Here is a 13832-nt window from a genome sequence, read left to right as displayed (position 1 = left end):
TTGCTTTTGCAATTCTGAATTTTGTCGGTGATCTAAAAAAAAGGGGCAAAAAGTTTTTCAAAAAAAAAATAACTTTTTTAAATATTTTCAATAAATAGCTGGACTTGGATGATTTTACTGACTCATTTGATTGCAGACTTGCAGAAATCCAAGCGATAAAACATTCATAAACAGGATTCGAAAGAAGAATAAAGCCGGAAAAATAGCTGTAAAAAGGAAAGATTAACTTTATACAGGTGGTAAAAAGTTGAAAAAAAACCGATTTCTACTCTTTTCCAGGGGAGGTATTGGGTTAAAAAATAAACTATCTAAAGTAGATTTGTGCTTTGGCAAGTTGCGTGGTTTAAACCCATAGTATTAAACTCAAAATCATTTTATAAGAAACTTAGGCATCTGTGAAATTAAACCCGGATTATGTAATAGGATTTCTCCGTCCTGACAATAGTCAGGGGTGAAGCCTGTCCCGTTTTACGGGAAGTGTTGCAATCGCAAGAAAATCAGGCTATTTGGAGATTTAAGCATAGCACCGCTATGGTGAAATTGAAAACAGCAACGAAGTGGTTGATTTTAAAGCGATTTCAGCACGTAATAGAATGTCTGTTGCATATTTCGGGTTAAAGTGTAAGATTGAATACTCTACGTGAGAAACAAAAAAAAAGACCTTGAAGTTGTTCAAGGTCTTTTTTAGAGAAAGTAAATTGTTTTAAGGTGTGACAGCCAGTCTCATCCTTTCAAGTATTTCAGCTTCTGATGAAAGAGTAATAATATAGATACCTTGTTTCAGGTGGTGAACAGGTATTTCATATTTTCCTTCTGAATTGACAATGCTCTCTGAATCAAAATAATCAACTCGCTGACCATTCATATTGTGAATGCTTATGTAAAATCTCCCTAACTCTTTCCCTATTTCAAGGGTAGCTGAAGTTACAGCAGGATTAGGATAGAGTTTGTTTTCATAGGTATTTTGAATTCCATCTTCTCTCATTTCGCTTAGGGTTGACAACGCTTCAGCTTCGCCAATTATCTGTCTTAGATTTGTGTTACCTAGGTTATCCTTAGCACTTGGGAAAATAGCAATTCCGGATAGCAAAGCATTGTTTATTACTCCATTGAGATTTAAGTTTAAAACGCCATCTGAAACGTCGATATTCTCAAATCGTAAAGCAACGGGTCGATTTGTGTTTTCTATGTAGAGGTCGACATTGCCTTTTACTTTAACACTTTCAATAAAGATGTCAAATACCCTGTTGTTCGGACCCGTTGTATTAGTTATCTCACCAAAATAATTTTCATTATGGTAGGTAATAACTGTGTATTTCCCGTTCGACACAGGGAATTTATAATCTAGTGATCTCCCGTAACGATTAGATTGGTACAATTGATCTGAACTTGATGAAGGAACAATGTATAGGTTTGATTCAGAAGGTATTTGCCCAACACTATTTTCTGAGACAAAGTCAACTCCATTGTATTTGGTATCCGCTTCGCTTCCCACATTTATAAAGAAGGAATCTTCTGAAGGGTTGCTAATGCCACTCATTGGGATGATCGCTATTCCTGATAAAAGGGCATTGTTAACAGAGGCTTTAAGTTCGATTTTAAGCTCACCATTCTTTACTATAATTTCGTTGAAGACCAAAACAGTTTCCTGATTTCCACTTGTAGCATAAAGATCAAGATTGCTTTTTACCAGTTGATTTTGCATGAATATGTCAAATACCCTTAACCCTTCTCTTGTATCAGGGTTAGATACTCCAAAATAGTTTTCTATATGATAAGTTTTAACTCTATAAGTACCATTTTTGACTGGGATCGTATAGATCAGGTTTTCTGAAAACCTATTGGTTTGAAATAAAGGCTCATTAGAGGAAGCAATGTTTTCATAAATTCCAGATGATGAGAAATGTTTGTCAATATAATCAGAGACAAATAAGTCCCCATTGTATTTCTCATCTTTAAGACCGCCTACATTTATAAACTTTGCACCTTCTATGGATTCTACTGGTGCTGCTGTACCTTTCTCTATAATTGAGATGCCTGAGATAATGGCATTGTTTGCAGAAGCAATTAAGTTAAGGTTTAAAATGCCGTCTTTAACTTCAATGTCTTCATGGGTTAATACTACCTTTTGATTTTTACTTAAGGCGTACAGATCTAGGTTTTTGTATTTGGTTTGTCCCTCAAGGATCACATCAAATACCCTTTTGCCATTACTTCCAGAGACACCATTAAGCCCAAAGTGAACTTCTTGATGGTAAGTTTTTACCGTATAGATGCCGTTAGGGATGGGGATTTTATACTCAAGATCTTCATTAAATGAAATGGATTCAAAAATGCTACCTTCTCCAGTGTTCAATTCTAAGGAGTTGGATCTACCAGTGGACCCATCGGCTTCACCTAATGAAATAAACGTATTTCCTTCATAGGATTTCGTATCATTTGATCCAATGTTTAGGTGTAAGGAATAAGAGTCTCCGATTGGGTTTCCAGTTTCAGAATCAGGGATTTCAGCATTTATTTTTATAGCTATTTGAGCTGAAGTAGCTACCGTGGTGTTGTTGTTATTGACAACAATTGCTGTAATTTGATGGTTTCCTGCATCCCCATTTCCCCAGCTGAGCTTATAGGGTTGTTCTGAAGCTTTACCAATAAGTTGATTGCCATTGTAGAAAGCGACCTTGCTAATGTTGTCTTGATTAGGCGTTACTTCGGCTATCAGTTCTATTTTCTCTCCGAGTTCAAAACTACTATTGGAACTTGGTGTAGTAATTTTCACCTCTTGTTGAATATCAGGTTTGGAGACTGGAGGAGGAGGAGTGGCCTCTGATGTTCTTACTAATATGGCAGAAGAATAAGGTTCTATTTGATAGGAACCAGTGTAAGAGACACCTTTAACGTCTTTAAATGTTCCATCCAAAGAAATTGACTTCTTTGATTTAGTAGCATTGTATTCAAAGAGAAATACATTGTCAGGATCAGTTATTTCCACATCTGCTTCTCTTATTTCTAAATCGTCAATCCAGTATTCCCAATTTCCAACATCAGAAATAAACATAATTACTGGTTCAGAAACATTGGCGTAAGGCTTTAATAGAACTGAATATTCTTTTGCTTCAGTTCCTAATTCTACTACCGTAGCGGGAGAAACAATTTCCCAAGGAGTTCCAGCATATCTTAAAACGACTCTAAGGTTCCCAGTTTTATTACTTTTGGCTTTGAATTTCGCAACGTAAGTTTTGCTTTTTTCAACACTTCTAATTCTTGCTAGAGCTGAGGAATATCCAGGACTATTGATTTTGATGGACCCGCTCAAAATCCCATTGGAATCCCAAGATTGTGTACAGTCATTGCAATTAAAATTATTAATGCCATTTAGAAAAGATAGATTGTCATACAGCAATTCCCCAATAAAACTTTTAAGGCTAAATTGTTTAAATATATCCTGTATAAGTGTAACGGAATTTTTGTCTTTATTAAAAGTGCTTTTCCAATTGTTTAGGTCTTTGATTTCCATGTGTTTCTTATTGTCTTTATAATAAGAAAGGTAAATACTGTGGTTGTCACCTAAAGGTCTGGCGAAATAATTGCTCTCAAAAGTGCCGAAACTTGGTATGTCATCCTTATAAGAATTGATGTAGTAAGAGTGTTGGTCAGTGTGTTTTGAAAAGAGTATATTGCTTGTAAAGGTCACATTTCGGGTGTCTGTTCCTCTTTCGCTATTTCCTACCAATGCTTGGACATAAGAATTGAAAAAAGTATTGTCTTTAACGATTACATTAAAAACATTAGATGCTTTAAGTCCTGAATATGTTGTATTTGCAATGGTGTTTTTAATTAAGGAAACATTATTTACATTATCATCTAAAAATATTCCACTGCCTTGTGGGTGGTGGTTTTGTTTTGCGTAATTGGGTGTGCCATAATTTGTAGCAAAGCCATCTATTATTATGTTACTTTCAATAACTCGGTTGCTGAAGTTGGTAACTGTGTTGCCACCAAAAGTGTAAATTCCACCACAGTCATTTTTTAAGAGGCAAAATTTCTGTATTAGATTGTTCTTGATAGAAATATTGTTTCCGTTAAAATGAATCCCGTTAAATCCAGTCTGTTTTACAATATTGTTCTCAATGAGTACATTATTACCTGAAACAAATATTCCATTGCCGTTATTATCCTCGTTTTGACCTCCGCCATGAAATGGAAAACTGTTTTCAATAATATTGTCTCGAATGATAGCATTATCATTACCGTACCTTAAATTAAGTCCTGTGTTTAAGGAGTAATTAATCCTACTATTTTTTATAACTAATTCCTTGATGTTTAGTGATGTAACGCCATTCTCTCCTGAAAATTCAATGTCGGTATTGTTAATGACTACATCCCTTCCTTCTCCTATATAAATGGCATCTTTATTGGCACCTTTAAAGTGAAGGCTCTGTATCAACAAATGATCTACATTGTAAGACTTTACGAGAAGGTTTTCTAATGTAGCAACTCGGACGGTGTGATTGTTTGGGTTAGTATTGCCAAAATAAATATTTAATTTTCTGCTGTTGTTGTAAAACCACTCGCCGAATTTGTCAAGTGTGGAAAGGTGATTTTGAATGAAAAATCCAAATCCTGTAGTAGGGTTGTATGCTCCAGACCCATGGTAGTTTATAGTTGAACCTGAATTGGACTTGATGAGGTGTCTATCCAAAATCCATTGATTTTTTCTTATGACAATCTCACCATTACTGAAGTTAGGTGCTCCTGACAGTTCATTGCTGCTAACTGAAGAGTTTCCAGAAAAAGAGGAAACACTCAAATAGCCACCATTTGGTCCGTCGCTATTTGGGAATCGACCCTTTTCGTAAATCTGTTCATTTATTGTTACAATATTTGATTCATAATTTGGAAAAGTATTTGTGCTCTCATACCTACCATTTCCTATAGATGCCCAGCCGCTCACCTTTTCAAAGGAAGTTATTATGGGTTTAGCCCCTGATCCATAGGCGTCTATTTTTATGGGACTGCCAGGACTACCACTTTTGGTTGCCTTTATTGTGCCATAGAAAGTTTCACCTCTTTTAAAATAAATGGCATCTCCAGGCTTTAAACTACCAAAAATGGCATTTAATTTGTTAATAGACTTCCAGGGGGTGTCGGGATTTTGTGCTTGTGTGTTACTTCTGGAATCATTCCCCGATTCGTTTGAAAAATAGTAATCTGTAGCGCTTGCCTTTATGCTCAATAATGTCAAGCTGAAACATAGGACTAGCTTTGGTAATGTGCTATTCATTAGGACTCGTATTTAGTTGGTGGTTTGCTAATATTTAATCAACTTAGGTTTGAAAACGCATACAAATATTTCATCCAATATCATAAGATATGGATAGGTTGTTCATGTGGAGCTTTTTAGTTGGCTTTCTCCACTTTATCTCCGTCCCTTCTAACCTGATTATTCTCGCACTTGAACTGCCTACTATTTTGGGTAATTAATTGTTAAGTAAGCATAGTGGTGCAATGAAATTTCGTACCAAATATTTAATTCTAGTTAAATCTATGAGTTATGGCAATTCTTGTTGGTGTGTTTATTTAGCAATTTTTACTCATTATTTATTTCATACCTAATATTTAGTATGTAATACTACTTAAAATGCATTTAGTAAACAATTTTTAACATTGAATTATTTTATTTTTTTTTATTTTAATTGATCAGTTGGGTAATTAATCTTCAATGTATATGTGGGTAGACCCCACATTGTGTTTATTTCTTCAACAAGTTTATTTATTTATTGTAGAAAGATTAAATTATTTTATGATTTTTATTGATAAGTATCTTAATTAATTAAGGTGATTTTTTGACGAAAACTTATTAATTGGGAGCCAAAATATTTTGATCGATAAATTAAGAATTATTTCAATAAAATTTTAATTATTGTAATATTTTAATCAAAATTTGGTGAAATTGCTTACCTAAACAATTAATTATTCTTTTCTAGATTCAGTCTTTCTTTTAGATGGGCATTTTTTCTTTTGATCCAGTTAATTGAATTGTTGCTCTATTTAAGCTTAGGGGAGGTTGGGATTAGCGTTCCTTATTGAAGAGTGCGGAGAAATTAGTGCAGTGATAAAAAAAATAAGTAGGATTAAAACAATATATTATTGGTGATTATGACTTACCAAGTAAAAGACGTTTTTTACTGAATTGAATTGAAGAAAGTGTAAACCCAAATTTGATTGAATTTGGATTTACACTAATGTATTAATTCAAGGGCCTAACTTCTTAATCTTTTGCTTTGTCCACTTTTTCAGGGTTAGTAATGGAGTTTATTTTAAGCTCTTGATCGTTTTCGTTACGAAGGTACAAGGTGCGTGTTGGGAAGGCAATACTTATTCCCATAGACTGAAATTTGTCAAAAATCTCGAAATTAATCTGTTGTTGAATGTCCATGTAGGTATTGTAAGCAGCGTCCTCTATATAGTAAACTACCTCAAAATTTAGGCTGGAATCTCCAAATTCTTTAAAGTGAGCTCTATCGAAGGTTATAGGTTTCTGATGGTTAACAATTTCTTTGAGTATTCCTGGGATTTTCTTTAAATCATCAGAATTTGTTTCATAACTTACTCCTACGCCAAAGAGAATTCTTCTCCTTTGCATTTTTTTGTAATTGTGAATTCTAGAACTGGTTAAATCACTATTGGCCACAACAAGCTGTTCTCCAGAAAGCGTTTTTATCCTTGTCGTTTTGATTCCAATTTTTTCGACAACGCCATTTTTGTCATCAATTACTATGAAATCACCAATCTCAATAGGTCGATCAAAGAATATGACAAAATAATTGAATAGATCACCTAGAATGTTTTGAGCAGCGAGGGCTACCGCAATACCACCAATCCCCATTCCTGTTACAATAGCAGTCACATCGTAACCAAGGTTGTCGAATAGGAATAAAATACCTAGACCCCATATCAATACATTAATAATAAGTATTATACCACCTATTTGTTTGACTTTCTCTTCTCCGTTTTCCTGTTCTTTTACCCAGGTTTTTAGTAATAGAATTAAGACGTTGGATACAAGTCTCACAATATAATAAGCCAATATTACTTTATGGGCATTGGAAATAATGTCCCTAAAACCACCAGATATAGTCAGTGTTTTAATGCCGAAAAATACTATTGAAATATATAGGGCAGGAATAACAAACTTTTCAATAGCTTCAATCAAATAATCATCAAAATTAGTTGATGTTTTTTGAGTCAGCTTTTTAATTTTTTGTAAAAAGGTTTTTTTAAATATCCTGACAATCAAAATGCCAATTACGATAAAGGCAATTGCCAACAGATAATCCTTAGTAGTATTATTTCCTATTTCTAAAGTCAGATATTCTTCGAACATATTGAGAAGGTTTTTAATGTTTAAGACAGTTAATAAAACAGTAGAACCATATTTTATTAAATAAAAGTTCAATAAAAGCACATTTAATATTGTTGTCAATGTTTCGAAAGGTTATCCCTGTGTGATAAGCAAAAAAAAAGGAGTCACCCTACTTGTGACTCCTTTAGTACCTAATAATTTTTTAACTAAATCAGACAGGGCTTACTGCTTCAGTCTTTTTAGGGTTTTTCTGCCAGAAGAAGAAAATTGTAAAGAGTACGATTAATATTATTGGGAAGAAAGCCATGTTTTGGAGCGTGGCTTGACCGGCTGCTAGTTCTAATGCGTCTCCTGTTAATCCTTCAGCACTTGATTCAGCTCTGGCTGAATCAATCCAGCCACCGATTACCCCTTGGAAAATTGCAGTAGAAAACATTCCGATACCACCAATGATGGACAATCCCAATGCGCCACTTAGTGGAACTCTCTGCGCAACGGCACCTACCATAACTGGCCAGAAATAAGCCACTCCAAGGGCAAATATTACAGCTACTACATAAGCTGCAGGTCCGGTTACTATACTGAATAGGTAAATACCTATTGTGGCTAAAATAGCTCCTAATAATAACACACCAGTTTGACCAAGTTTGGCTACAACGGGTCCTGCAAAGAACCTTGCTACGGCCATTACTCCAGTAGTCAAGGCCAAAATAATCATTGCATTAGCACCACTGTTAGCCAAAATGATATTCACCCATTGTTGTGGTCCGAATTCGGAAATAGCTGTAAAGGCCATGCAAACAAAAAGGAATAGGAATACAGGACTAAATAAAGCTTTGAAATTATTGAGTAGGGAAGTTGAACCTTCGACTTTTGCTTTTGGAAAAGTTTTACCAAAGAATAAATAGGCGTAAATAACTGTAGGAATCATGGTTACCCACATTTGTGCTTCCCATCCTAAGTTCAGCCCAGTCATAAAGGTAGAGATTAGCGCACCTACCATGATACCTCCAGGGAACCACATATGGAACCTGTTTAGCATTTTGTTCATTTTTACCCCAGAGTACATATCAGCAATCATAGGGTTACAAGCGGCTTCTGTACAACCGTTTCCAAAGCCTATAAATAGGGTGGAAATCAATAAGGTGGTGTAGCCACCCGCGTAAATGGTTAATAAAATACCTAGAGTATGTGCAAGAAATGCCACTCTCATAATATTTTTAGGACCAAAAGAGTGGTAAACTATACCACCAATGATCATGGAAATGGGAAAACCCAAAAACCACATTGAATTGATAAATCCCAATTGGGTTGCGGATAGTCCGAATTCTTCTCCAAGTTCTGGTAAGATACCAGCCCGGATACTAAAGGTGAAAGCGGTGGTGATAAGTGCAAAACAGCTCCCGTTAAAGAGTGCACTTTTGTTAATGTTTTCGTTCATTGAATTTGGGTTTAGAAGTTTATGTAATATGTTTTTTTAGATGGTTAATCAAATTAATTGGACAATATAAAAAAAAATGAATTTACCTTCTGCCCTTTTAAATAAATTATCATTATAATTTTGGATAATAGGGCTTTAATTGCTTGAATATATGTGTTTTATGTTTTTGTCCAGCTTTTTTTTCTTCAATTTCTATAATTTTTTTTATTTTATTATGGTATAAGCGCTATTCTAATAGTTTTCATTTAAATAAAGCTCTGTCCTTTTCAATATTTTAGTGATTAAATAGTTGATGATCAGTATTTTTATTTTGATCTAATGGAAATATTAATTAATTTTTATATATTTGAAATGATATCATTATAATATTAAAATAATATGGAAAAGACAATTAAACCCCAGTCGGGATACTCAATGGTATTCTTGACCTTATTCTTATTGGCAATCCTAGTGTTTGCTTTCATTTGTAAAATCCCCTTTCTTTTTGTACCGGCTGTAATCTTGCTCATTTTTATAATACCAGGATTTTTTATCGTAGAGCCAAATAAGGCAATGGTGCTACTTCTTTTCGGTTCATATAAGGGAACGGTAAAAAGCGACGGCTTCTTTTGGGTAATTCCATTCATGACAAAGAAGAAAATTTCTCTAAGGGTTCGAAATTTTGAAAACAAACCTTTAAAAGTGAATGACAAAATAGGTAACCCAGTAATGGTTGGAACCATAGTCGTATGGCAAGTAGCCGACACCTTTAAGGCTTCATTTGATGTTGATGATTATGAAAATTTCGTGCATTTACAAGCTGATGCTGCTGTTCGTAAAATGGCAGGAACTTACCCTTATGACAATTTTGAAGACGAGCATGCAGAGGTGACCCTTCGCTCAGGGGTTGAGGATGTTAACAAATCTCTTGAAGATGAAATAAGCGCACGGTTGCAGCATGCAGGTATAAAGGTTATTGAGGCAAGAATATCTCATTTGGCCTACTCCTCCGAAATCGCATCAGCCATGTTGCAAAGACAGCAAGCTACCGCTATCGTTGCGGCCAGGAGAATGATTGTTGATGGAGCAGTGGGGATGGTAGAAATGGCTCTGGAAGATCTGAAAATAAAAGGTATCATTGATTTTGAGGATGAAAAGAAGGCAGCCATGGTAAGTAACCTGATGGTTGTATTGTGTTCTGATAAAAATGCAAGTCCTGTTGTAAATGTGGGTACATTAAATCAATAATTATGGTATACAATGAGTCGCAGACTTTGAAAGATACTTGGTTTGTACCTGTTTTTTTTGGTATTCAGCTATTGGTAATTGCTGTAGGATTGTTAGGAGGTTTTATTGAAGGCCTAGATTCTACAGGCTATATGGTTATAGCAATTGTCTTGGCTATATCAATGCTTATAGGCTTGTTGATTGTTAGTATGAAGCTTGTGATCAGGTTGGAGCCTTCAGGGCTTTCTTATAAAATTTCTCCTTTTATTAATTCTTGGAGAAAATACAAGTGGGAAGAAGTGAAGAATATCCAACAAATAAAGAAAAGCCCGATTTTGACTGGGGGAGGATTAGGTTTTCATTACGATCTAAAAGGGGAGTGGAAATACCTATTCAGCACAGCATATGTAGTGAGAGTTTCATTGAAAGATAGTAGTTTTGTGTTGAGTACCCGAAATCCAGATAAAATTCTGGAGGCATGGGAAGAATGGAGATGTGAAAGGCAATAATTTATGGCACAAAAAAAACCTTTTGCCCTGCGCATAGATGAACGGCTGATGAAAGCCATGGAAAAATGGGCTGCAGACGAATTCAGGAGCACCAATGGACAATTAGAATGGTTGATCCATGATGCTTTGAAAAAAGCAGGCAGGTTACCAAAGTCGAAAGAAGAGAACAAGTGAAATTTAAGTCATCCTTATTTTAAATGATGAATTTTAATCCAGAAAAGATTAGAAAGTCTAGATAACCCAAGCAGGAAAATTTAAAATAGAACAAGCATAGTTTGTAAGGTACTTGTTGTAATAGTATTATTGTTGGTTGATTCAGCAATGAATAGCATTGCAGGTAAATGTTGTAAAGAAAGATAGCTTGTTTTGGAGGATTGAAGTAAGAACAAGTTATTACCCTAAATTGGATATGGTTGAAAAAAGCAATATAGATAAGTTGATTGATAATCTATTGGATAAGTCCAAGGACGAACCCATGAAATATGGTGAGCAACTGGTTAGAATAGGAGGGAGCGAAATACAAGAAAAATTGATTCATGTGCTAAAAAATGGTGATATGGATGATGCCTTCTTGGCCACAAAAGTGCTTGCATTAATGGACAATAAACAAGCTTCCTTGGATGCGCTTTTTGAAGTGATTCATCTTCCTGCCAACCAGAATAAGAATGGCGGACTTGTGTCGCTTATTGAAGAATTTGATATTATTGATAAGTTCGTTGACTTATTTCGTATCTACCTTTTTGGTAATTTTAAATCCGCTACCCTTGCCAAGGTCCATCTGGATTATGCCGAATTTGACATCACTCCAAGAACCCTGAAAAAGGCAGAAAAACACTTTAACCATTTTCTTAACAATGCTTCGAATGGTGATGATTTTGAATTGAAAAAAGCTGAATCAGCCACTATTTTGGCGGAACTGAAAGAAATCCTTGATGAAGAGGAATGAGCCATAGATTCTAATAAACTATGGTTTGTCTTTTTTACCGAGGTTAAAAAGCTATTATATATCGACTTAATTGAATAACAATGAACCCAAAGAAAACCAAAAATTACTTTTTACTGATTTTATTTTTATTGTCATTTCAAATTTCCTTTGCACAGCAAAATTGGAAAGAGATTACTTCTGTAAAGGATTTATACCATTCCTATCCAGGGACAGTAAAAGGAATCTTTGACCATATAAATTTAGATCTTGAAGGTTTAGAAAAAGTAAAAGCAGCCACCACCAAAGGGGACTGGGTACTGGCTGCCAATGAATTATTGGCTTACTATAAAGTGTCCGATAATGGAATGGGACTAAGGAGAACTCTGCCCGAAATTTCCTCACAAACGGTAGCTGAAGCAGATACCATATTAAAGAATGTGTTTACCATTCAAAATGTCAAAGGAAAAGTTCCTTTGTTGGACAATGGGCATCGGGATTGGTATTATAAAGGACCAAACAATGACAAGGAATGGGCTTGGCTTTCCAATCGACACAGCCAGCTTTCTAATGTGATGGGTGCCTACTTTAAAACAGGGAATCCCAAGTATGCAGAATACATGGATTTGTTTTTGAGGGATTTTATCTTGGCAAGCATGCCTTATCCTGCAGAGAAAAGATCCGAGTCCATTTGGAGAGGACTTGAAGTAGCGGCCCGAGTAAAAACCTGGTCAAGGGTTTTTTATGGCATGTTGGATAGTGAGTATATTTCTCCAGCTACTCGCCTGTTGATTTTGAGTAGTCTTCCTGATCATGCACATTACAATAGGAACTTTCATGGTGGAAACAATTGGTTGACCATGGAAATATCCTCTCTTGCAACTGTGGTTGCCTACTTTCCTGAATACAAAGCTTCTGAAGAGTGGATGGATTATGCGGTAGATACGATGGTTGAAAGTATGAGGGGACAGGTTTATCCGGATGGAGTTCAAACAGAACTTTCTTCGCATTACCACAATGTGTCAATGGTTAGTTTCGAATTGTTCAAGACCCTATGTGATGAGGCAGGGAGAGAACTTCCAGAGTATTTTAATCAAACCATCGAAGACATGTACTGGTACATTGCAAGAGCGATTAGGCCAGATGGGCACAGGATTTTGAATAACGATGGGGACAGAGGAAGTGATAGGGCAATCATTTTAAGTGCTTCGGAGAAATACAATCACCCAGAATGGGCCTATCTAGCAAGTAATGGAAGCCAAGGAGTAAAACCTGAAGAAGGCCCCTCTTACCTCATCCCTTGGGCAGGTCAGCTAATTTCTAGAAGTGGCTATGATTCTATGGCGCATTGGTCCTTTTTTGATATAGGGCCATGGGGTAGCGGTCACCAACACAATGATAAATTACATCTTTCCGTCACTGCTTATGGAAAGGATTTTCTAGTAGATGCAGGTAGATATGCCTACACAGGTGAGGTGGCTAATAAATTCCGCCCCTATGCGCTGAGTAGTAAAGGTCATAATTTAGTATTAATTGACGGGAAAGTTCAGAAGCCAGGACCAAAACTTGCTGAAACAGCAGTTGAAAGCCAGGCTGTGAAAATTACGGGGGATTATGATTTTGCATCTTCCTCTTTCGGGGAATATTTTGATTTGGAAGGGCAAGCTAATCACAATCGTAGTCTTTTTTATGTCAGAGGTGAATTCTGGGTGGTTGTAGATAGAATCAGTACAGATCAACCTCGGTCTATTAGTACCTTATGGCATTGGCATCCAGATGCTGAGGTTAAGCGTATTGGGCAATCCTTAGTGGGGGGGTATGATGAAGGGAGTCTTGAGGTAATGCCTGTAGGCAATGCCAAATTTGACATCCAAATGATCAAAGGTCAGGAAGAGCCTGAAATTCAGGGTTGGTATAGTTCTGAGTATAACCTCTACGAGCCAAATGTGGCCAGCATTTACACCAGTGAGATAGCCGATAGTTCTACCTTTGTATGGTTATTGATTCCTACCCCTGGAAATGTAGATAGGGTAATGACAAGGGCGAAAATAGTCGGTGAGAATGAGAAAGGAATAACAATAGAAGTAAACCGTAAAGGTGCTAAATGGGAACTCACCATTCCTTTTACCGATAGCAAAAACATAAAATTCCAAAAGCGATAGGATCTTATTCCCTTTCAATTCCTACAGATTCCTAGAAAAAGGATGAGTGTGGGTTGAGAAAGGTCATGGGTTTAATAATACATTCCGACTTAAACCCGAAATATGCAATAGACAATCTATTACGTGCTGAAATCGCTTCAAAATCAGCCACTTCGTTGCTGTTTTCAATTTCACCATAGCGGTGCTATGCTAAAATCTCCAAACAGCCTGATTTTCTTGCGATTGCAAC

Annotated in this window: 8 protein-coding genes; 5 read left to right on the top strand and 3 right to left on the bottom strand. The window is 35.9% G+C overall.

What is annotated here, in order from left to right:
* Positions 1-703: 703 nt before the first annotated feature.
* From AC13EX_RS01210 to AC13EX_RS01200, 3 genes are all read right to left on the bottom strand, one after another.
* A complete protein-coding gene (locus tag AC13EX_RS01210; RefSeq protein WP_482891221.1) occupies positions 704-5281 on the bottom strand; it encodes a malectin domain-containing carbohydrate-binding protein in 4578 nt (1525 codons plus the stop codon).
* Between the two features lie 987 nt (positions 5282-6268).
* The gene (locus tag AC13EX_RS01205; protein WP_482891220.1) at positions 6269-7384 is read right to left on the bottom strand and encodes a mechanosensitive ion channel family protein; all 1116 of its coding nucleotides are present in this window, start codon (positions 7382-7384) and stop codon (positions 6269-6271) included.
* A gap of 190 nt (positions 7385-7574) precedes the next feature.
* Entirely contained in the window at positions 7575-8804 is a 1230-nt protein-coding gene (locus tag AC13EX_RS01200; RefSeq protein WP_482891219.1) for an MFS transporter, read from the bottom strand.
* 378 nt (positions 8805-9182) lie between these two features.
* Between AC13EX_RS01200 and AC13EX_RS01195 the strand changes: the two genes are divergently transcribed.
* The 5 genes from AC13EX_RS01195 to AC13EX_RS01175 all read left to right on the top strand — a co-directional run bounded on the left by AC13EX_RS01195 (position 9183) and on the right by AC13EX_RS01175 (position 13603).
* On the top strand, positions 9183-10031 hold the full coding sequence (locus AC13EX_RS01195; protein WP_482891218.1) for an SPFH domain-containing protein: 849 nt from the start codon (positions 9183-9185) through the stop codon (positions 10029-10031).
* Positions 10032-10033: 2 nt separating this feature from the next.
* The gene (locus AC13EX_RS01190; protein WP_482891217.1) at positions 10034-10519 is read left to right on the top strand and encodes a hypothetical protein; all 486 of its coding nucleotides are present in this window, start codon (positions 10034-10036) and stop codon (positions 10517-10519) included.
* Positions 10520-10522: 3 nt separating this feature from the next.
* Complete coding sequence (locus AC13EX_RS01185) at positions 10523-10693, top strand: type II toxin-antitoxin system antitoxin (RefSeq protein ID WP_084011612.1); 171 nt, start codon at positions 10523-10525, stop codon at positions 10691-10693.
* Between the two features lie 187 nt (positions 10694-10880).
* The gene (locus AC13EX_RS01180) at positions 10881-11465 is read left to right on the top strand and encodes a HEAT repeat domain-containing protein (protein ID WP_482891216.1); all 585 of its coding nucleotides are present in this window, start codon (positions 10881-10883) and stop codon (positions 11463-11465) included.
* Between the two features lie 80 nt (positions 11466-11545).
* On the top strand, positions 11546-13603 hold the full coding sequence (locus AC13EX_RS01175; RefSeq protein WP_482891215.1) for an alginate lyase family protein: 2058 nt from the start codon (positions 11546-11548) through the stop codon (positions 13601-13603).
* The last annotated feature ends 229 nt before the right edge of the window (positions 13604-13832 follow it).

This window comes from Cyclobacterium sp. L-R (assembly GCF_056859355.1).
This window is presented reverse-complemented; position numbering and strand designations above follow the sequence as displayed.

Excerpts from the sequence above, each read along its gene's own strand:
- AC13EX_RS01195 (WP_482891218.1), top strand. The coding sequence starts at position 9,183 with ATGGAAAAGACAATTAAACCCCAGTCGGGATACTCAATGGTATTCTTG.
- AC13EX_RS01175 (WP_482891215.1), top strand. The coding sequence starts at position 11,546 with ATGAACCCAAAGAAAACCAAAAATTACTTTTTACTGATTTTATTTTTA.
- AC13EX_RS01200 (WP_482891219.1), bottom strand. The coding sequence starts at position 8,804 with ATGAACGAAAACATTAACAAAAGTGCACTCTTTAACGGGAGCTGTTTT.
- AC13EX_RS01205 (WP_482891220.1), bottom strand. The coding sequence starts at position 7,384 with ATGTTCGAAGAATATCTGACTTTAGAAATAGGAAATAATACTACTAAG.
- AC13EX_RS01185 (WP_084011612.1), top strand. The coding sequence starts at position 10,523 with ATGGCACAAAAAAAACCTTTTGCCCTGCGCATAGATGAACGGCTGATG.
- AC13EX_RS01190 (WP_482891217.1), top strand. The coding sequence starts at position 10,034 with ATGGTATACAATGAGTCGCAGACTTTGAAAGATACTTGGTTTGTACCT.
- AC13EX_RS01210 (WP_482891221.1), bottom strand. The coding sequence starts at position 5,281 with ATGAATAGCACATTACCAAAGCTAGTCCTATGTTTCAGCTTGACATTA.